The organism is Staphylococcus sp. AC872, from assembly GCF_979255425.1.
In genome coordinates this window covers 75,946-97,385 of the sequence record NZ_CEEDKW010000005.1, presented here as the reverse complement: position 1 = coordinate 97,385, position 21,440 = coordinate 75,946, and the positions used below count along the sequence as shown (strand labels likewise).

Annotated in this window: 26 protein-coding genes; all 26 read left to right on the top strand. The window is 32.5% G+C overall.

Annotated elements, in window-relative coordinates; translation table 11 throughout:
• Positions 1–287: 287 nt before the first annotated feature.
• The 26 genes from alaS (at position 288) to ACZ267_RS09100 (ending at position 21,438) form a co-directional block, all read left to right on the top strand.
• Complete coding sequence (gene alaS, locus ACZ267_RS09225; RefSeq protein WP_002466736.1) at positions 288–2,918, top strand: alanine--tRNA ligase; 2,631 nt, start codon at positions 288–290, stop codon at positions 2,916–2,918.
• 61 nt (positions 2,919–2,979) lie between these two features.
• Complete coding sequence (locus ACZ267_RS09220) at positions 2,980–3,240, top strand: IreB family regulatory phosphoprotein (RefSeq protein WP_002451822.1); 261 nt, start codon at positions 2,980–2,982, stop codon at positions 3,238–3,240.
• 6 nt (positions 3,241–3,246) lie between these two features.
• Entirely contained in the window at positions 3,247–3,675 is a 429-nt protein-coding gene (gene ruvX / locus ACZ267_RS09215) for a Holliday junction resolvase RuvX (protein WP_002466731.1), read from the top strand.
• A gap of 12 nt (positions 3,676–3,687) precedes the next feature.
• Complete coding sequence (locus tag ACZ267_RS09210) at positions 3,688–3,996, top strand: DUF1292 domain-containing protein (protein WP_002466733.1); 309 nt, start codon at positions 3,688–3,690, stop codon at positions 3,994–3,996.
• A 328-nt stretch (positions 3,997–4,324) separates the two neighbouring features.
• Positions 4,325–4,960, top strand: a complete 636-nt coding sequence (locus ACZ267_RS09205; RefSeq protein WP_015364944.1) for an O-methyltransferase — start codon at positions 4,325–4,327, stop codon at positions 4,958–4,960.
• A 2-nt stretch (positions 4,961–4,962) separates the two neighbouring features.
• On the top strand, positions 4,963–5,886 hold the full coding sequence (locus ACZ267_RS09200; protein ID WP_019235934.1) for a peptidase U32 family protein: 924 nt from the start codon (positions 4,963–4,965) through the stop codon (positions 5,884–5,886).
• Between the two features lie 11 nt (positions 5,887–5,897).
• Entirely contained in the window at positions 5,898–7,166 is a 1,269-nt protein-coding gene (locus ACZ267_RS09195; protein ID WP_079449027.1) for a peptidase U32 family protein, read from the top strand.
• Positions 7,166–7,789, top strand: a complete 624-nt coding sequence (gene udk / locus ACZ267_RS09190) for a uridine kinase (RefSeq protein WP_079449026.1) — start codon at positions 7,166–7,168, stop codon at positions 7,787–7,789. The genes ACZ267_RS09195 and udk overlap by 1 nt, the downstream gene beginning before the upstream one ends.
• A gap of 26 nt (positions 7,790–7,815) precedes the next feature.
• Positions 7,816–8,292, top strand: a complete 477-nt coding sequence (greA, locus tag ACZ267_RS09185; protein ID WP_002451829.1) for a transcription elongation factor GreA — start codon at positions 7,816–7,818, stop codon at positions 8,290–8,292.
• A 327-nt stretch (positions 8,293–8,619) separates the two neighbouring features.
• On the top strand, positions 8,620–9,351 hold the full coding sequence (gene pxpB / locus ACZ267_RS09180; RefSeq protein ID WP_002466221.1) for a 5-oxoprolinase subunit PxpB: 732 nt from the start codon (positions 8,620–8,622) through the stop codon (positions 9,349–9,351).
• Positions 9,341–10,345: a 5-oxoprolinase subunit C family protein gene (locus tag ACZ267_RS09175; protein WP_015364947.1), complete on the top strand. Its 1,005-nt coding sequence runs from the start codon at positions 9,341–9,343 to the stop codon at positions 10,343–10,345. The genes pxpB and ACZ267_RS09175 overlap by 11 nt, the downstream gene beginning before the upstream one ends.
• A gap of 3 nt (positions 10,346–10,348) precedes the next feature.
• Entirely contained in the window at positions 10,349–10,795 is a 447-nt protein-coding gene (locus ACZ267_RS09170) for an acetyl-CoA carboxylase biotin carboxyl carrier protein (protein ID WP_015364948.1), read from the top strand.
• A 13-nt stretch (positions 10,796–10,808) separates the two neighbouring features.
• Positions 10,809–12,170 (top strand): acetyl-CoA carboxylase biotin carboxylase subunit, encoded by a 1,362-nt coding sequence (locus ACZ267_RS09165; RefSeq protein WP_026088916.1) that lies wholly within the window; start codon positions 10,809–10,811, stop codon positions 12,168–12,170.
• On the top strand, positions 12,170–12,922 hold the full coding sequence (gene pxpA, locus ACZ267_RS09160; protein ID WP_002466216.1) for a 5-oxoprolinase subunit PxpA: 753 nt from the start codon (positions 12,170–12,172) through the stop codon (positions 12,920–12,922). Before ACZ267_RS09165 ends, pxpA begins: the two co-directional genes overlap by 1 nt.
• Before the next feature lie 11 nt (positions 12,923–12,933).
• Positions 12,934–14,169: an NRAMP family divalent metal transporter gene (locus tag ACZ267_RS09155; RefSeq protein WP_002466218.1), complete on the top strand. Its 1,236-nt coding sequence runs from the start codon at positions 12,934–12,936 to the stop codon at positions 14,167–14,169.
• 324 nt (positions 14,170–14,493) lie between these two features.
• A complete protein-coding gene (gene mtnN / locus ACZ267_RS09150) occupies positions 14,494–15,180 on the top strand; it encodes a 5'-methylthioadenosine/S-adenosylhomocysteine nucleosidase (protein WP_002466220.1) in 687 nt (228 codons plus the stop codon).
• Positions 15,181–15,204: 24 nt separating this feature from the next.
• Positions 15,205–15,732, top strand: a complete 528-nt coding sequence (locus tag ACZ267_RS09145; protein WP_002466212.1) for a YqeG family HAD IIIA-type phosphatase — start codon at positions 15,205–15,207, stop codon at positions 15,730–15,732.
• Positions 15,733–16,833, top strand: coding sequence for a ribosome biogenesis GTPase YqeH (yqeH, locus tag ACZ267_RS09140; protein ID WP_002466210.1), 1,101 nt, complete (start codon positions 15,733–15,735; stop codon positions 16,831–16,833).
• 11 nt (positions 16,834–16,844) lie between these two features.
• Positions 16,845–17,654 carry a shikimate dehydrogenase gene (aroE, locus tag ACZ267_RS09135; RefSeq protein WP_015364950.1) on the top strand — a complete coding sequence of 270 codons (810 nt, stop codon included), beginning with the start codon at positions 16,845–16,847 and terminating at the stop codon, positions 17,652–17,654.
• On the top strand, positions 17,654–17,944 hold the full coding sequence (gene yhbY / locus ACZ267_RS09130; protein ID WP_015364951.1) for a ribosome assembly RNA-binding protein YhbY: 291 nt from the start codon (positions 17,654–17,656) through the stop codon (positions 17,942–17,944). The genes aroE and yhbY overlap by 1 nt, the downstream gene beginning before the upstream one ends.
• Positions 17,941–18,516, top strand: coding sequence for a nicotinate-nucleotide adenylyltransferase (locus ACZ267_RS09125; RefSeq protein ID WP_171991400.1), 576 nt, complete (start codon positions 17,941–17,943; stop codon positions 18,514–18,516). Before yhbY ends, ACZ267_RS09125 begins: the two co-directional genes overlap by 4 nt.
• Positions 18,506–19,090 carry a bis(5'-nucleosyl)-tetraphosphatase (symmetrical) YqeK gene (gene yqeK / locus ACZ267_RS09120; RefSeq protein ID WP_002465675.1) on the top strand — a complete coding sequence of 195 codons (585 nt, stop codon included), beginning with the start codon at positions 18,506–18,508 and terminating at the stop codon, positions 19,088–19,090. The genes ACZ267_RS09125 and yqeK overlap by 11 nt, the downstream gene beginning before the upstream one ends.
• Positions 19,091–19,444, top strand: coding sequence for a ribosome silencing factor (rsfS, locus tag ACZ267_RS09115; RefSeq protein ID WP_002465663.1), 354 nt, complete (start codon positions 19,091–19,093; stop codon positions 19,442–19,444).
• Positions 19,445–19,446: 2 nt separating this feature from the next.
• Positions 19,447–20,163 carry a class I SAM-dependent DNA methyltransferase gene (locus ACZ267_RS09110; protein WP_002465681.1) on the top strand — a complete coding sequence of 239 codons (717 nt, stop codon included), beginning with the start codon at positions 19,447–19,449 and terminating at the stop codon, positions 20,161–20,163.
• A gap of 57 nt (positions 20,164–20,220) precedes the next feature.
• The gene (locus ACZ267_RS09105; RefSeq protein ID WP_002465682.1) at positions 20,221–20,892 is read left to right on the top strand and encodes a helix-hairpin-helix domain-containing protein; all 672 of its coding nucleotides are present in this window, start codon (positions 20,221–20,223) and stop codon (positions 20,890–20,892) included.
• Positions 20,893–20,976: 84 nt separating this feature from the next.
• Positions 20,977–21,438 (top strand): ComE operon protein 2, encoded by a 462-nt coding sequence (locus tag ACZ267_RS09100; RefSeq protein WP_002465657.1) that lies wholly within the window; start codon positions 20,977–20,979, stop codon positions 21,436–21,438.
• Positions 21,439–21,440 lie beyond the last annotated feature (2 nt).

The window sequence follows — 21,440 nt, the reverse complement described above, 5'->3', positions numbered from 1 at the left end:
GAAAAGTACAATTAAAATTGTTGAACGCTACTTTGTGTCAATTTAATCATGAGACTAAAGTGATAAGAAACGGTTAGCATAATATAATCCTTTATTCTGGATTATCAAATTGCTATTTTCTATAAATGCAGTATTGATACTAACCCAACATCTTATAACTAGGGTGGTACCGCGACAACGTTCGTCCCTTTTTGAGGATGAGCGTTTTTTGTTTACATTTAAACAATAGAAACAGTTATACATTATTTGCTATTAGCTCATAAATTAAATTCAGGGAGTGTAAGTGGATGAAAAATTTAAAAGCAAGTGAAATTAGACAAAAGTATTTAGATTTCTTCGTTGAAAAAGGGCATATGGTTGAACCATCAGCACCATTAGTACCTATCGATGATGATAGTTTACTATGGATAAACTCAGGTGTTGCTACGTTAAAAAAATATTTTGATGGTAGAGAAACACCAAAAAAACCAAGAATTGTTAACTCACAAAAAGCGATTCGTACAAATGATATCGAAAATGTTGGTTTTACAGCAAGACACCATACTTTCTTTGAAATGTTAGGTAATTTCTCAATTGGTGACTATTTTAAAAACGAAGCGATAGAATTTGCATGGGAATTCTTAACTAGTGAAAAATGGATGGGTATGGAACCAGAAAAGTTATATGTAACGATTCATCCAGAAGATGTAGAAGCATATAAAATTTGGAATGAGAAAATTGGCTTAGAAGAAAGTCGTATTATAAGAATAGAAGGTAACTTCTGGGATATCGGTGAAGGACCTTCAGGACCCAATACTGAAATATTCTATGATCGTGGTGCAGACTTCGGTAAAGATGATCCAGAGGAAGAAATGTATCCTGGCGGTGAGAATGAACGTTACTTAGAAGTTTGGAATTTAGTATTCAGTGAATTTAATCATAATAAAGACCACTCATATACACCATTACCTAATAAAAATATTGATACTGGCATGGGATTAGAACGTATGACGTCTATCTCACAAAATGTACGTACTAACTATGAAACAGATTTATTTATGCCAATTATTAATGAGGTTGAACAAGTTTCTGGTAAAACATATCTGCAAAATATTGATCAAGATGTAGCGTTTAAAGTTATTGCTGATCACATTAGAACAATTTCATTTGCGATAGCGGATGGCGCATTACCTGCAAATGAAGGACGCGGATATGTATTACGTCGATTATTAAGAAGAGCTGTTCGTTTCAGTCAAACATTGGGAATTAATGAACCATTTATGTATAAATTAGTTGATATTGTTGCTGAAATTATGGAACCATATTATCCAAATGTGAAAGAGAAAAGTGAATTCATTAAACGTGTAATCAAATCTGAAGAGGAAAGATTCCATGAAACACTTGAAGAAGGTTTAGCAATTTTAAATGGCTTCATTAGTCAAGCTAAAGAAGGAAATCAAGAAATCAATGGTAAAGATGCGTTTAAACTTTATGATACTTATGGTTTCCCAATCGAACTTACTGAAGAATTAGCAACTCAAGAAGGTTTAACAGTTGATATGACAACTTTTGAAGCGGAGATGCAACAACAACGAGATAGAGCACGTCAAGCACGTCAAAATTCACAATCAATGCAAGTTCAAAGTGAAGTATTAAAGAACATTACTACTGAAAGTCATTTTGTTGGTTATAATACAACAGATTATCAAACAGAATTGATTCATTTAATTCAAAATGGTGAAGAAGTTGATAAAGCGGATACTGGAGAAACGATTTACTTTATGCTAAAAGATACACCATTTTATGCAGTAAGTGGTGGACAAGTTGCTGATAAAGGTACCGTAAGCAATGATCATTTTGAAATTGCTGTAACTGAGGTAACTAAAGCACCAAATGGTCAAAACTTGCACAAAGGTACAATACAATTTGGACAAGTTACTAAAGGAGCTGAAGTAGATGCTAGTGTCAATAAAGACGAGCGTCGTTCTATTCAAAAAAATCATAGCGCGACACATTTATTACATGCAGCATTAAAAGAAGTTTTAGGCGATCATGTTAATCAAGCAGGCTCATTAGTCGAACCTAATCGTTTGAGATTTGACTTCTCACATTTTGGTCAAATGACTCAAGATGAAATCAACCAAGTTGAAAGACGTGTTAATGAAGAGATTTGGAGAGGTATTGACGTTCGAATTCAAGAAATGAATATTGATGAAGCAAAAGCAATGGGTGCGATGGCTTTATTCGGTGAAAAATACGGCGATGTTGTAAGAGTAGTAAATATGGCTCCATTTTCTATTGAATTATGTGGTGGTATTCACGTAGAGAATACAGCGGAAATAGGATTATTCAAAATAGTAAGTGAATCTGGTACTGGTGCTGGAGTAAGACGTATAGAAGCCTTAACTGGTAAAGCAGCATTCTTATACCTAGAACATATTCAAGAACAATTTAACTTAGTTAAAGATTTAGTTAAAGTCAAAACTGATGATCAAGTTGTAGATAAGATCACACAAATTCAAGATGAAGAAAAATCATTAATTAAACAATTAGAGCAAAGAGATAAAGAAATTACATCACTTAAAATGGGCAATATTGAAGAACAAGTTGAAACAATTAATGGGTTAAAAGTATTAGCAACAGAAGTAGATGTGCCAAATGCTAAGGCAATTCGCTCAACAATGGATGACTTTAAGTCTAAATTACAAGATACTGTGATTATTCTTGCAAGTAACGTAGATGGTAAAGTATCTATCATTGCTACTGTGCCGAAAGACCAAACTGACAAAATTAAAGCTGGTGACATTATTAAAAATATGGCACCAATTGTAGGTGGTAAAGGTGGTGGCCGTCCAGATATGGCACAAGGTGGCGGAACACAACCAGAGAACATCACAGAATCATTACGCTTTATTAAAGATTACATTAAAAATATATAATTTAATCATAACTTCGTGTAGAATAAAATAGAATCAATTTATGAATTGAAGGAGTGACGATATGGAAAACTTTGATAAAACAATGAAATTCAAATATGAAGATATTCCAGAAGAAGATGTCAAATCAGTATTAGAAAATGTCCACCGAACTTTAGAAGAAAGAGGCTATAATGCCGTCAATCAAATCGTAGGATATCTACTATCAGGCGATCCGGCCTATATTCCACGTCAAAATGAAGCTAGAAATCAAATACGTCACATTGACAGAGATGTGATTATGGAAGAACTTGTTTCAAATTATTTATCTGAGTCTAAAGAATAACTATATATGTTAAAACATAAAATACTCGGATTAGACGTAGGTAGCAAAACTGTAGGTATAGCGATTAGTGATTTAATGGGTTGGACTGCTCAAGGTTTAGACACACTCCGTATCGATGAAAATAATAATGAATTAGGTATCGATCAACTCGTAGACATCATTAAGAAACATGGCGTTGGTACAGTAGTTATCGGATTACCTAAAAACATGAACAATTCTATTGGATTTCGTGGAGAAGCTTCGTTACAATACAAAGAGAAACTACAAGAAGCGTTACCATCTATAGAAATTATTATGTGGGACGAGCGATTAAGTACAATGGCTGCTGAAAAGTCATTACTTGAAGCAGATGTTTCAAGGCAAAAAAGAAAAAAAGTAATAGATAAAATGGCCGCAGTATTTATATTACAAGGCTATTTAGATTCTATTTCATAAAGGAGAAATAAAATGACTGAACATAATCACGATACAGAATTAAATATTAATAATGAAGAGGAACTTTTAACATTATATGATGAAGAAGGAAATGAAGTACTTTATCGTAAAATGTTAGAATTCTATCACCCTGAATTTAAAAAAGAATATGTTGTGTTAGCCGAAGAAGGTGCACAAACAGATGAAGATGATATGATTGAACTAGTACCAATGATTAATGAACCTGATGAATCAGGTGATGGTGGTAAATTAGTTCCAATCGAAACAGACGAAGAATGGGACATGATTGAAGAAGTAGTTAATACTGAAATTGATGAATAAGTACTAGAATAATAAAGTTAAAATACGCCTTATGTGAAGACATCAACATGTCAAAGCATAAGGCGTTTTTATCATTAATAAACTTATTCTAAAATTTTAACTTTGAGTCGTACCATTAAGATTTATACTTATAATCACGCTGAAATTATGGTAAAATATTTAGAGTTAAATATTATATGCATCGTTTTAATATACAACGGTTATATATTTGTGCGTTGTTGTAATCAGTCAAATTCATTGATTTATACTTTAAATCAATACATAGGCTGATTTATTTTTATTGCCTTATAAATTTGTAGTTATTTTACACAAAGGAAGTCGTTTTATAATGAATACAAATCATTCATATATTCTTAATCTGCATAAAATTAATGACAATCATATAGAAGCCTTAAGAGAATATGCAGTTAATCATCAAGTACCTATCGTCGATCGAAATACATTAGAAATGATTAAACAAATCATTCGTATAAATCATACAACTCGTATTCTTGAAATTGGTACAGCAATTGGATATAGCGCCATGCAATTCGCTTCAGTATCGGACGATATTCAAGTAACTACAATCGAAAGAAATTCAGAAATGATACATCAAGCTAAATCAAATATTTCAAATAATCATTATTCTCATCGAATACGTCTTATTGAGGGAGATGCTTTAGAGCAATTCGATAAAATTAAAGATCAAACATTCGATATGTTATTTATCGATGCAGCAAAAGCACAATCAAAGAAATTTTTTGAGTTATACACTCCCTTACTTAGAGAAGGTGGCATTGTCATTACTGATAATGTACTTTACCATGGCTTTGTTTCAGACATAGATATTGTAAGATCAAGAAACGTACGACAAATGGTAAAAAAAGTTCAACAATTTAATGAGTGGTTAATGCAACAAGATGGCTATACAACAAACTTTTTAAATATGGATGATGGATTAGCAATTTCAATAAAAGGAGAATGACTATGCCAGAATTACTAGTTACTCCTAAGTCACTAACACATATGGAAACACTAATAGACATAGGTGCGGATGCATTTGTTATTGGTGAACAAAAATTTGGTTTACGACTTCCAGGAGAATTTAATCGTGAAGATATGACAAAAGCTGTAACAATAGCACACAACAATAATAAAAAAGTGTACGCCGCAGTTAATGGTTTATTCCATAATTATCATTTAGCTGCATTAGAAGATTATATTCAATTTTTACATGAAATACGGGTGGATAGAATTATTTTTGGTGATCCAGCAGTTGTGATGTATGTAAAACAACAGTCCAATCCAATTCCATTACATTGGGATGCTGAGACATTAGTCACTAATTATTTCCAATGTAATTATTGGGGGAAAAAGGGAGCAACTAGAGCCGTCTTAGCAAGAGAATTAAGTCTTGAAGAAATTCTCAATATAAAAGCGCATGCCGACGTTGAAATCGAAGTCCAAGTGCACGGTATGACTTGCATGTTCCAATCAAAAAGAATGTTATTAGGTAATTATTACACATTCCAAGACAGACAAATGAAAATTCAACGTAGTGATAATCAAAATGATTTATTACTATATGATGAAGAACGTGAAAATAAATACCCGGTATTTGAAGATTACAATGGCACGCATATTATGTCTCCAAATGATATATGCCTTATAGAGGAATTAGAACCATTTTTTGAAGCAGGCATTGATGCATTTAAAATAGATGGTATTTTACAAACTGAAGAATATATAAACGTTGTCACACAACAATATCGTGAAGCAATTGATCTTTATAATGAAGACCCTGAGACATATGAAGATGAAAAATTTATGCTTGTAGACCCAATCGAAGAGATTCAACCAGAACATCGTCCATTTGATGAAGGTTTCTTATTTAAGCATACAGTATATTAGGAGGCTGAATCATGAAAACATTAGAAGACATTAAAGGTGATTCAAAAACTAAAATGAAGATGCCAGAATTACTTGCTCCAGCTGGTAACTTAGAAAAATTAAAAATTGCAGTACATTACGGTGCAGATGCAGTATTTTTAGGCGGACAAGAATATGGCTTAAGATCAAATGCTGATAATTTTACTATGGATGAAATCGCTGAAGGCGTAGAATTTGCAAATCGATATGGCGCAAAAATATATGTTACAACGAATATTATTGCACATGATGATAATATGGAAGGCTTAGATGACTATTTAATGAACCTTGAAGCTACAGGAGCTACAGGGATAATTGTTGCTGATCCACTAATTATTGAAACATGCAAAAAAGTAGCGCCAAAGTTAGAAATACACTTATCTACTCAACAATCATTATCTAATTACAAAGCAGTTGAATTTTGGAAAGAAGAAGGTCTTGACCGAGTTGTTTTAGCACGTGAGACTGGTGCGATGGAAATGAAAGAGATGAAAGAGAAAGTTGATATTGAAATTGAAGCCTTTATTCATGGAGCGATGTGTATTGCGTATTCAGGAAGATGTACATTAAGTAATCATATGACTGCACGTGATTCTAACAGAGGTGGTTGTTGTCAAAGTTGCCGTTGGGACTATGATTTATTACAAGTAGACGATGATGGAGAATTAGATCTATTTTATGAAGATGGTGAAGTAGTTCCATTTGCAATGAGTCCTAAAGATTTAAAATTAATCGAATCTATTCCACAAATGATGGATTTAGGTGTCGATTCATTAAAAATAGAAGGACGAATGAAATCAATTCATTATATAGCAACTGTTGTCTCTGTTTATCGTAAAGTCATTGATGCTTATGCTGAAGACCCAGAACATTTCACAATTAATCCAGAATGGTTAATCGAATTAGATAAATGTGCTAATAGAGATACAGCACCTGCCTTTTTTGAAGGTACACCAGGTTATGAAGAGCAAATGTTTGGAGAACAACAATCTAAAAAATCACCATATGATTTTTGTGGCTTAGTATTAGACTACGATGAAGCAACGCAAATCGCTACTATCCAACAAAGAAATAACTTTAAACCAGGACAAGAAATTGAATTCTTTGGGCCTGAAATAGAAAGCTTTAAACAAATTGTAGATACAATTTATGATGAAGAAGGCAATCAACTTGATGCTGCACGTCATCCATTGCAAATTGTACAAATTAAAGTCGATCGTCCAATCTTTGCGAACAACATGATGAGAAAGGAAATCGGGTAATGACACAAACGACGATTATAGGGATTGCTGGAGGCTCTGGTTCTGGTAAAACAACTGTCACAAATGAAATTATGAAAAATCTAGAAGGTCATAGTATTGCATTATTAGCGCAAGACTATTATTATAAAGACCAATCACATTTAACTTTTGAAGAGCGTTTGGAGACAAACTATGATCATCCATTTGCATTTGATAACGATTTGTTAATTCAAAATCTTAAAGATTTAAGAAATGGTAAAGCTGTTGAAGTACCAACTTATGATTATGCAAGTCATACTAGAAGCGAACAAATAATTGCATTTGAACCTAAAGATGTTATCATCGTAGAAGGTATCTTCGCTTTAGAAAACAAGACGTTACGTGATATGATGGATGTTAAAATATATGTCGATACGGATGCAGATTTAAGAATATTACGTCGCCTAAAAAGAGACACTCATGAGCGTGGACGATCTATGGATTCAGTTATCAATCAATACTTAAATGTGGTGCGCCCTATGCACGAACAATTTATTGAACCAACTAAGAAACATGCTGACATCATTATTCCAGAAGGTGGCAGTAACAAGGTAGCCATTGATATCATGACTACTAAGATTCAATCTTTAGTTAGTAAACAATAGTATTAAAAGTAAAGGAAGATGACATAATGGAAAATCAAAAACAGTATCCAATGACACAAGAAGGATTTGAAAAGCTAGAACAAGAATTAGAAGAATTAAAAACGGTTAAAAGACCAGAAGTAGTAGAAAAAATTAAAGTTGCACGTTCATTTGGTGACTTATCTGAGAACTCCGAATATGATGCAGCAAAAGATGAACAAGGTTTTATTGAACAAGATATTCAACGTATTGAACATATGATTAGAAATGCTTTAATCATCGAAGATACTGGCGACAATAATACTGTTCAAATTGGTAAAACTGTGACTTTTGTTGAATTACCAGGTGATGAAGAAGAAAGTTACCAGATTGTGGGTTCTGCCGAAGCAGATGCTTTCAAAGGTAAAATTTCAAATGAATCTCCAATGGCATCAGCATTAATCGGTAAATCATTAGATGATGAAGTCCGCGTACCATTACCAAATGGTGGAGAAATGAACGTTAAAATTGTTGATATTAAATAATTAAAATAGCTATAAACATTGCAAGCATTGTTATTTTACAATGCTTGCTTTTTTATGTGGAAAAATACTTAATCTATACTTCGATTTTAGTTTGAGCAATAGAAAATGACATAATTAATAGCGACAAAAACAAAAGATTATGATTAAATAGAATATAGAAAATTTTGTATAATTAGTTTTATTGTTGAAATGAGCAATTTTTTGTTTATAGGGACAAATTGGTTATTAACAATAATTCGAATTACTTATTAAACATATATACAATGAAAATGATACAATAGAATGGTACAACAACTAAGTCCTATATAAAGGGGAGGAATTGGTAAGTTGGAAACAAGATTGATTAATGAACAATCACTAATGATTTATTTCGAAAATGAAATTAGTGAAAATACATATGAAAAAGTAAATAAGACAGTACAATATATTCAGAATCAAAAGCACAAGGATATTATTGATATTGTCCCATCTTACAGAGCTATTTTAATTACATTCGATAATATGAGTATCGATGGCACTAAATTGATTGAAAATTTAGAACTTAGTCAAATTTCGGACACAAATCTAAATAATCAGAATCAACGCAAGATTATTACCGTACCCGTTGTATATGGTGGAGAATTTGGTCCAGATTTAGATGAGGTTGCGTCTTATAATAATTTGACAAATGAAGAAGTGATAGATATACACACACAACAAGCTTATTTGATCTATATGCTAGGCTTTATGCCAGGGTTCCCATATTTAGGTGGATTAGATAAGCGCATTCATACACCACGTCGTTCTGAACCAAGAGTTAAGATTGACGCTGGTTCAGTAGGTATTGCAAATAACCAAACGGGGTTATATCCACTAGATTCACCGGGAGGTTGGCAAATTATTGGACGTACACCATTAAAAGTTTTTGATTTAAATAGAGATCCAATGACGATTTATGAGGCTGGCGATTATATTCAATTTAAGGCCATTACACAAAGTGAATACGACCAAATTGTATCAGATATTAATGATGAACATTTTGAAATAGATAAGTGGGTGACGTACGAAAATGAGTATTAAAATTTTGAAACCAGGTTTATTTACTACTGTTCAAGATATTGGTCGTAAAGGTTATATGAACGTTGGGTTTTCAGAAGCAGGTGCACTTGATCAGCATCATTATCAAATTGCATCTCATCTCATTGGCAATAATGGCCCAGCATTGGAGTTTACAATTATTGGTCCAACGATACAGTTTTTACAAGAGAATTCATTTACAATAGCAGGTGGTCGCTTCAATGCAACGCTCAATGGTGACGCAATCGAATCTCAGATTATATATGGTGTGAAACCAGGTGATATATTAGAGATTGGTAATGCGATCACAGGTGCTAGAGGGTATATTACGTTTGGACAACCACTTGATATACCACTAATTGCTGACAGTTATTCGACACACACAAGAAGTAAGATGGGTGGATACAAAGGACGATCTTTAAAGAAAGACGATGTTATTCAAACAATTGAGCACCCTTCTTATAAGAAAAATATTGGACGTGCTTCTCAAATTAATCTTGCAAATAAAGATAATGTAATACACATCATTGAAGGACCACAAATTGCATCATTTTCTGAGGAAGCAAAATCAAAATTAACTGAAAATGAATATGTAATTTCAGAGATGTCAGATCGTATGGGTTTCCGTCTTAAAGGAGAAAATATTGCACCTGAAGAAAGTGCCGATATTATTTCTGAGCCTGTAGCATTAGGTAGTATTCAAGTGCCTAATGATGGTAATCCTATCATTTTACTTAATGATAAACAGACTGTTGGTGGTTATACAAAAATTGCTACAGTTACACAATTAGGGTTAAATCTATTAGTTCAATTTCAACCAGGTGAGTCGATTCGCTTTAAATGGATATCAGTAGAAGAGGCTATAAATGAAACAAATCAATTTAATAAACAGTTTAAAGAAGAATTAATGAAAATAAATAGTCAGCCGCTATACGACATGAAAAGTATGAGAAGAACATCTAGAAAATTAGCGAATCTGATGAAAGGAGAATTTTAACAAATGAATACCAAAAAAATAGAAGAGATTATTAAATTAGTAAAAGCAAATGATGTTAAAAAATTTAAATATAAGGATTTTGAAAATGAAATAGAGTTAGATTTCACAGAAGGTCAAGTTATATCTCAAGCGCCTTCCGTTTCACAAGGCCCAAGCAGTAATTCAAATCAAAATGCTCAACAAGATACACAAAGTACAGATATTCAAACTGAAGAAAATGCTATTAAATCACCTATGGTCGGAACATTCTTTTTACAAGATAGTAAAGAATTAACTGAACCACAAATTAAAGTTGGAGACAAAATTGAAAAAGGTGACGTGATAGGTTTTATAGAGGCCATGAAAGTAATGAATGAAGTGACGAGTGATATTGCTGGAGAAGTGGCTAATATTGCTGTAGAACATGGTACAAATGTTGAATATGACCAAATATTAGTGACTTTGAAGTAAGGAGGCTTACATGATGTATCGATGTTTAATTGCAAACAGAGGGGAAATTGCTGTAAGGATTATTCGTGCCTGTAGAGAAATGGGTATCGAAACCGTAGCAATTTATGCTAAAGGAGATGAAGATAGTCTTCATGTAGGGTTAGCAGATCAAGCTATATGTATTGGTGAAGCAAACCCTCTTGATAGCTATTTAAATATTCCAAGAATAATTGGAGCCGCTGAGGTAAGTGGTGCAAATGCAATACACCCAGGTTATGGCTTTTTATCAGAATCAACTTCATTTGCTGAAGCAGTTGAAGATAATAATATTCATTTTATAGGACCCAATAAAACTACTATGGAAATGATGGGAGATAAGATAACCGCTAGACAAACAGTAGATGGCGCTGGCGTACCAGTGATACCTGGATCTACTGACGAAGTAAAATCAGTAGAAGAAATTGAAGAACTTGCTAAAGATATTGGTTATCCTGTTGTTTTAAAAGCTGCTAGTGGCGGTGGTGGTAAAGGTATACGAATTGTTAAAGAACGTGAACAATTAGCTAAGGCATTCAAAGAAGCCAAAAGTGAAGGGGAAAAATATTTCAACGATAATCGTGTATATGTCGAAGCATTTATACCAGTTGCTAAACATGTTGAAGTACAAATTATTGGTGATGGTAAAGATAACTTTGTGCATTTAGGTGAACGTGACTGCTCAGTACAAAGAAAAAATCAAAAATTAATAGAAGAATCTCCATGTGCTGCACTTACAGAAGAAAGACGAGAACGAATTTGTGAAGATGCGGTTAAAGTAGCAAAAGCATCAAAATATAGAAGTGCAGGAACAATTGAATTCTTAGTTACTGAAGATGCACATTATTTCATTGAAATGAATGCGAGAATTCAAGTAGAACATACAGTAACTGAAATGCGTGCGGATAGAGATTTATTAGTCGCACAACTTTATTTATTACAACATGATGAGTTACCGTTTAAACAAGAAGATATCAGATTTAACGGTCACGTCATTGAAGCTAGAATAAATGCTGAAAATCCGGAAAAACAATTCCAACCTACACCGGGTAAAGTTAATGCTTTGCATTTACCACAAGGTTTTAACGTCAGAGTAGACTCTCTGCTTTATCCAGGTTACAAGGTTTCTCCTTACTATGATTCATTAGTAGCCAAAGTAATTGTTAAAGGTGCGGATAGAAGTAGTGCAATCCAAAAATTAAAAGTGACGTTAGATGAAATGGTCATTGACGGCTTTACAACGACTGCTGATTTCTTATATGCAGTACTCAATTATCCTGCATATGCAGATGGTGATGCTAGGAATGTAGATATAAAATTCCTAGAAAAACATCAAATTATTAAAGGGGTGACTTTATAATGCAAATAGACTTAAATTGTGACTTAGGAGAAGCATTTGGTAACTATTCTTTTGGTGGAGATAAAGACATACTTCCACTAATCACTTCAGCCAATATCGCGTGTGGATTCCATGCTGGAGATGCCAATGTGATGAATGAAACGATTCAATTAGCAAAAAGACATAACATTGGCATTGGAGCACATCCAGGTTTACCTGATTTACAAGGCTTTGGTCGTCGTAAATTAGATATGTCACCTGAAGAAGTATATAACATTGTAGTTTATCAACTAGGGGCGCTAAATGGCTTTTGTCAGATTCATGATGTGAAAATGAATCATGTAAAACCACATGGTGCATTGTACCAAATGGGTGCTAAAGATAAGTCAATTGCAAGTGCGATTGCACAAGCAGTGTATGACTTTGATAAAACGTTGGTATTTGTTGGTTTGGCTAATACATTACTCATATCAGAGGCTAAAAAATTAGGCTTAAAAACTGCATCTGAGGTTTTTGCAGACCGTCGTTATGAAGATGACGGCCAACTTGTTAGTCGTAAAGAACCTGATGCTGTGATATCTGACTCTGACGAAGCATTAAATCAAGTCGTTAAAATGGTAACAGAAAATAAAGTTATATCTAAAAATAATAAAGAAATCACACTTCAAGCAGATACGATATGCGTTCACGGCGATGGTGCGCATGCTTTAGAATTTGTAACTAAAATTAGGGAAAAATTAACGAAAGAAGGCATTGATATTCAGTCCTTATAGGGGGTTCTAATATGGGAGAAAAATTATCATCAAACAATAATGGGAAAGCAACATTCACTAGAAATCATAAAAGATTATTGCTAGGATCAGTTTTCTTAATGGCAACGTCAGCTATTGGACCTGCCTTTTTAACTCAAACGGCAGTATTTACAGCACAATTTTATGCTAGTTTCGCGTTTGCGATTTTAATTTCTATATTAATAGATATAGGTGCACAAATTAATATCTGGCGAGTTCTTGTTGTTACTGGCTTAAGAGGACAAGAGGTATCCAATAAAATTGTTCCTGGTCTTGGAACAGTTATCTCTGTTTTAATTGCATTCGGTGGATTAGCCTTTAATATTGGTAATATCGCCGGTGCAGGTCTAGGACTAAACGCTATGTTTGGTATAGATGTAAAATGGGGTGCAGCGATTACTGCTATCTTTTCAATTTTGATTTTTGTTAGTAAAAGTGGTCAAAAAATTATGGATGTCGTATCTATGATTTTAGGTGTCGTTATGATATTAATCGTAGCATATGTCATGGTTGTATCTAATCCACCATATGGAGATGCCTTGGTACATACTTTCGCACCTGAACATCCAATCAAATTAATTTTACCTATAATTACATTAGTGGGTGGAACAGTAGGTGGTTATATTACATTTGCTGGAGCACACAGAATTTTGGACTCTGGTATCAAAGGTAAAGAATTTTTACCATTTGTTAACCATTCAGCTATTGCAGGTATTTTAACTACGGGTGTGATGCGTACATTATTATTCCTAGCAGTATTAGGTGTTGTTGTAACTGGTGTTACTCTTAGTTCTGAAAACCCACCAGCGTCAGTGTTTGAACATGCTATAGGACCTATTGGGAAAAATATATTTGGTGTTGTTATTTTTGCAGCAGCAATGTCTTCAGTAATCGGTTCAGCTTATACTAGTGCTACGTTCTTAAAAACAATGCACAAATCACTTTTCAACAAGAATAATTTAATTGTTATTACATTTATAGTTATTTCAACAATCATTTTCTTATTCATTGGTAAACCTGTAAGTTTACTTATAATCGCAGGTGTGATTAACGGTTGGATTTTACCAATTACACTATCTGTCATTTTAATTGCAAGTAGAAAGAAATCGATTGTTGGCGATTATAAACACCCTACATGGATGTTAGTATTCGGTATTGTAGCTGTTATCGTTACAATTTTAACTGGTATCTTTTCATTACAAGATTTAGCAAGTTTATGGAAAGGTTAAATAATAGTTTTTGTTTAATAACTAAATAATTAATGGGCGTTAATACAATGAGGTCCTGATAAAAGTAAATAGGATTATAGATGATTAAAAAGTCAAATGTTAAAACTTTGACTTGGTATAGTTAACCTATTAAACAATCCTATTTTCGGAGAACTGTTTTGTCTCAGTTCGAGCGATGAATTACTTTGTCATGTCTCCTCATAGTATTAGCGCTTTATTTTTGTAATATATAGGTAGCGTTTTTAATGCGAGTAGTATCGTTGAAATTATGAAAATGTGATAGAATAACAAATGCTAGTATAATATAAGTAAGGTGGGACAATAATGATTGGTATTATTGGTGCAATGGAAGAAGAAGTTGCCATTTTAAAAGATAAATTAGTGAATTTAAGTGAAATTACAGTTGCACATGTTAAATTTTATACAGGTGAACTTAATCATAAAGAAGTTGTCATTACTCAAAGTGGTATAGGTAAAGTCAATGCTGCAATTTCAACAACACTACTCATCGAAAAATTTAATCCTAAATACATTATCAACACTGGTTCTGCCGGTGCATTAGATGAAAGTCTAGAAATTGGTGATGTATTGATCAGCAATGATGTGACGTATCATGATGCTGACGCTACTGCATTTGGATATGCATTAGGACAAATTCCGCAAATGCCTGAAAAATATGAAGCTAATGAACAATTATTAAGTGAAACTGTTGAAGTGGTTCAACAACAACATTTAAATGCTAAAACAGGTTTGATAGTGAGTGGCGACAGTTTTATAGGTAGTGCAGAACAACGTAAATTAATAAAATCACGATTTACAGACGCTATGGCAGTTGAAATGGAAGCAACAGCAATTGCACAAGTATGTTATCAATTTAAAGTTCCTTTTATAATCACAAGAGCAGTATCTGATTTAGCAAATGGTGAAGCGGATATGACGTTTGAGGAATTTTTAGGTAAGGCTGCAGTTTCTTCAAGTGAAATGGTAGAATTATTAGTAAAAAAATTATAATAAATGAGTAAAGGTGACAGATTAATGGGTATTATTAAAAATTATTTTATGCCTAATGCATATGTTAAATCAGTATTCGAAATAAATATAGATAAATTAGCAGACACAGGTGTAAAAGGTATTATTACAGATTTAGATAACACGTTAGTAGGTTGGGATGTTGTGGCACCTACTGAACAAATAAAGCAATGGTTCAAAGAAGCAAGAGAAAAAGGGATTCAAATTACAATCGTTTCAAATAATAATGAACAACGTGTAGGCGAATTTTCAAAAGATTTAAATGTGGATTTTATTTGTAAAGCCAGAAAACCGATGGGAAAAGCATTTAAAAAAGCAATTAGTCAAATGAATATAAAACCTAATGAAACAGTTGTCATTGGCGATCAAATGTTAACCGACGTTTTTGGTGGTAATCGTAATGGTTTATATACAATTATGGTAGTACCTGTTAAAAGAACAGATGGATTTATCACTAAATTTAATCGACTCATTGAAAGAAGATTATTAAATCACTTTAGAAAAAAAGGTTATATCAAGTGGGAGGAAAATTGATTGAGTGAAGAATTAAAATGTATAGGTTGTGGAGCACCTTTGCAATCAGAGGATAAGAATGCTCCTGGTTATGTTCCAGAACACAATTTATTTAGAGAAGATGTTATTTGTAAAAGATGTTTTCGTCTAAAAAACTATAATGAAGTTCAAGATGTGGGCATGGACAGCGATGATTTCCTTAATTTACTAACAGGTTTATCTGATAAAAAGGGTATTGTAGTAAATGTTGTAGACGTTTTTGATTTTGAAGGTTCATTTATCAATGCGATTAAGCGAATTGTAGGTAATAAAAAAATTATCTTAGTCGCTAATAAAATGGATTTACTTCCAAAACAAATTAATCATCGTCGCGTAAAAGAATGGTTGAAACGTGCCGCTAAAAAATATGGACTTGAAGCCGAAGATGTTGTACTTATTTCTGCCGAAAAAGGGCAAGGCATCGAAGACTTATTATATTCAATCAATAAGTATCGTGACCAAGAGGATGTTTATATTGTCGGTACGACTAATGTAGGCAAATCAACATTAATTAATAAACTTATCGAATTAAGTGTAGGTGAAAAAGATGTTGTTACAACATCAAGATTCCCAGGTACAACTTTGGATATGATTGATATACCATTAGATGAAAAGTCCTTTATGTTTGATACGCCAGGAATAATACAATCTCACCAAATGACTCATTTTGTAACTGAAAAAGAATTAAAATTAATTATGCCTAAAAAAGAAATAAAACAACGTGTATATCAATTAAATGAAGGCCAAACACTGTTTTTTGGTGGTTTAGCGCGAATTGATTATGTTTCAGGCGGTAAAAGACCTTTAATATGCTTCTTCTCTAATGAGCTAAACATACACCGAACAAAAACTGAAAAAGCAAATGAATTATGGAAGAATCATATTGGCGATTTATTAACACCCCCTCATGATCCTAGCCAATTTAATATGAGTGAAATGAAAGCAGTTCGTTTAGAAACTGGTAAAGAGAAAAGAGATGTAATGATTTCTGGTTTAGGCTTTATAACGATTGATGCTGGTGCAAAAGTGATTGTTAGAGTCCCTAAAAATGTAGATGTCATCTTAAGAAATTCAATTTTATAGGAGGGATAAACGTGAAATTTGCAGTAATTGGAGATCCAATTTCACATTCCTTATCACCACTAATGCATAACAAAAATTTTGAGTCGTTAGATTTAAAATTTACTTATGAAGCTGTTAATGTTCCAATTGAAAATTTTAAACATATCAGAGAGATTATTGAAGAAAAACATTTAGATGGTTTCAATATCACTATTCCACATAAAGAAAGAATTATACCTTATTTAGATGAAATTGATGCGCAGTCATCTTCTGTTGGTGCAGTTAATACTGTATTAATTCGTGACGGAAAATGGATAGGTTATAATACAGACGGGATAGGTTATGTTACAGGCTTAAAACAAGTATATAATGATTTAGAAAATGCTTATATTTTAATATTAGGTGCTGGCGGTGCTAGTAAGGGAATAGCGAATGAACTCATTAAGTTTGTTAATACCAAATTAACCGTTGCTAACCGTACGATGAAACGCTTTGAGACATGGGATTTAGAGGTCAATCAAATTTCACTCGAACAAGCGGAATCACATTTAGATGAATTTGATATTATCATCAATACTACACCTGCAGGTATGGATGATAATCAAGATATACCTATTGATTTAAAATACTTAAACCCAGAGACATTAGTAAGTGATATTGTATATATACCATATAAAACGCCTATTTTAATAGCAGCAGAGAACAAAGGTAACCCAATATATAATGGTTTAGATATGTTTGTATATCAAGGAGCTGAAAGTTTTAAAATTTGGACTGGATTACAAGCAGATATAAAGACAATGAAAAAATCAGTTTTAAACAAACTAAAAGGAGTTAAATAATGTTAACAGGAAAACAAAAAAGATATTTACGTAGTTTAGCACACAATACTGATCCCACTTTCCAAATTGGTAAAGGTGGTATTAATGAAAATATGGTAAATCAAATTGATGAAACACTAGAAAAACGTGAGCTAATTAAAATCCATGTTTTACAAAATAATTTTGATGATAAAAATGAACTTGCAACTACATTAAGTGAAGCTACTAATTGTGAAATTGTTCAAGTAATCGGGTCTATGATTGTCTTGTATAGAGAATCCCAAGAAAATAAAGAAATCACTTTACCATAATGCCCAAAAAAGTAATTCTGTATGGTGGACAATTCAACCCGATTCATACTGCACATATGATGGTAGCAAGTGAAGTATTTCATAAAATTCAACCGGATGAATTTTATTTTTTACTTAGTTATATGGCACCTTTAAAAGATCACAAAGATTTCTTGGACGCACCCCAACGAATTAAAATGATTGAATTAGCCATTGATACACTAGGATTTGGTAAAATTAGCTATGAAGAGATAGAAAGAAAAGGACAAAGTTATACGTATGACACGCTTTTATCTCTAATACATTCACAACCCAATTCAGATTTTTATTTCATAATAGGAACCGACCAATATAATCAATTGGATCGGTGGTATAACATCGACGAATTAAAACAATTGATTACCTTTATTGTTGTTAATAGAGAAAAAGAAGTACAACAGGTTGAGGATAATATGATATCTATTACAATTCCACGTATGGATATTAGTTCCTCTATGATACGAGAACGTATTAAAGCTAAACAATCTATTCAAATATTAGTTCCTCAAAGTGTTGAACATTATATTCGAGAGGAAGGATTATATGAAAATTGAAAATGCTAAAGAATTAGTAAAAGCAAAATTACCTGAAAAACGATATAAACATTCATTAAGAGTAGCAGAGACAGCAGTAAAATTAGCAGAGATTTATGATGGAGATAAAGATAAGGCTGAGTTAGCTGGTGTCTTACATGACTACTGTAAATACGATGATTTAAGTACAATGTATCAAGTGGTTAGACAATATGAATTAGAATCTGATTTATTAAGCTATGGTGGCGAAATACTACACGGACCTGTTTGTTCTGCAATAATGGAAAATGATTTTGATGTTAAAGATGAAGAAGTTCTTTTAGCAATCAAATATCATACAACTGGTCGTCAACAAATGACTAAAACTGAGAAATTAGTGTTTATAGCCGACTATATAGAACCTGGTAGAAAGACCCCAGGAGTTGAAGAAATAAGAGATATGGCATACAATCAAGGTAGCTTAGATAAAACAATTTATGAAATTTCTAAGCGTACAGTGTTGTTTTTAATTCAAAAAGATATTACGGTTTATGGCGCTACGATTGCTTGTTTAAATTATTATAATTATAGTGATGAAAGAATAAAGGATGATTAAATGAACTCAGACAAATTGTTAAATATTGCTGTAGATGCAGCAGAAAACAAAAAAGCAGAAGATATTATTTCTCTTAATATGCAAGGAATTAGTGATATGACAGATTACTTTGTAGTTTGTCACGGAAATAATGAACGTCAAGTACAATCCATTGCTAGGGCTGTAAAAGAAGCAGTTCATGAACAAGATATTGATGTGAAACGTATGGAAGGCTATCAAGATGCAAGATGGATACTTATTGACTTAGCCAATGTGGTTGTTCATATTTTCCATAAAGATGAAAGACCTTATTATAATATCGAGAAATTATATCAAGATGCACCAATTGAATCATATGGACAGGTTGTTCACTAATTATGTCTCAATATGAAGAAATGAGCTTGGTATATGATCAGCTTACTCGAGATCAACCTTACCATTTATGGTTCGATATAGTTCAATATTATGCACACAATCATCCCGATATACTTGATATTGGATGTGGGACGGGTACACTTACATGCATGCTAAATGAATTAGGTAACATTCACGGTATGGATATTAGTTCTGATATGTTGGCAATTGCTTCTCAAAAGTCTAATCAAATAAATTGGTTAGAAGGCGATATGACACGCTTTGAGTTAGATCATCAATTTGATATCATAACTATATTTTGCGACTCATTAAACTATTTGCCTACTTTTGAAGATGTAGAAAACACATTTATACATGTCTATTCCCATTTAAAAGAGGGAGGATTATTAATCTTTGATGTTCATACTGTAGAAAAAATGAACACGCTATTTAATAATCAAAGTTATATCGATGAAACTGATGATTTGTATTTAGGTTGGGATGCAATTAGAGGTGAAGAACCTTTAAGCGTATATCATCAAATGTCCTTCTTTATTGAACATGAGAACGGTTTATATCAACGATTTGATGAAGAACACTACCAAAGAACATTTGAAAAATCGGTTTATTTAAAATTATTGGACCAATGTGGTTTCAAAATTATTAAAACATTTACCGATTTTGATATGAATTCTGATAATGAACAAGCAGATCGCTTATTTTTTATAGCCCAAAAATAAATTTAAATAAAGTAAAATCACTCTGGCATGCGTTAGTTAGTATGAAAGGGTGATTTTTTGTTATCTAAATTAAATCAATTTAAAACTTACATAGGCAACAACAAAATGTATATTATTATTGGTGCACTGATAATATTTTTGTTGTTACTTTATATTATGAATTCAAATCAATCGGACGATAAATCAGCTTATATAGAATCTACAACTCACAGTTATGTCGATAAAGACAAGCAAAATTTAAAAAAATCAAATATGGCAAAATCGACTAATAAAGAGGAAGGAAAGAAAGATAATCAAGTTATATATGTAGATATTAAAGGTGCAGTGAGGCATCCTAATGTATATAAAATGAATAGTTCGGATAGAATGATTGATATTTTGAATAAAGCTCAATTATTAAAAAATGCCGATACTAAGCAACTCAATTTTTCAGAAAAACTTATAGATCAAAAGTTAATATACGTACCTGAAAAAGGGGAAACAATTGCTAAACAAGTGCAAAGTCAAACTCAACAGACAAGTGGAGATGGAGCTAAGACACCTATTAATTTAAATTCAGCCACAGAAGAACAATTAATGAAAGTACCAGGTATTGGCCCATCTAAAGCAAAAGAAATCATTGAATTTAAAAATCAAAAAGGATCATTTAATAGTATAGATGACTTGAAAAACATCAAAGGTTTTGGTCCAAAAACATTCGAAAAACTCAAAGAATATTTTACTGTTTAATCATAATTGCATTTGCAATATCGTTTTAAAATGATTAAGCTATAATTATTATTTTAATTATGTACGATGGAGGCACAGAACATCATGGAGAGAATCAAATGGGAAGAATACTTTATGGCACAAAGCCACTTGTTAGCATTAAGATCAACTTGTCAAAGATTATCAGTAGGTGCCACGATTGTGAAAGATAATCGTATTATCGCGGGTGGTTACAATGGTTCAGTTGCTGGTGAAGTTCATTGTATAGATGAAGGGTGTTTAATTGAGGATGGACATTGTATTCGCACTATTCATGCTGAAATGAATGCATTGTTACAATGTGCAAAACAAGGTGTTTCTACAGAAGGTGCAACAATTTATGTTACACATTTCCCTTGTTTGAATTGCACTAAATCTATTATTCAAGCTGGTATTAAAACTATATACTATGCTGAAGATTATCATAATCATGAATATGCTATGCAGTTATTAGATCAGTCTGGTATAGAGTACAAAAAAATACCTTTCTCACCTGAATATGTAGCTCAATATTTAACACAAGGCTAAGT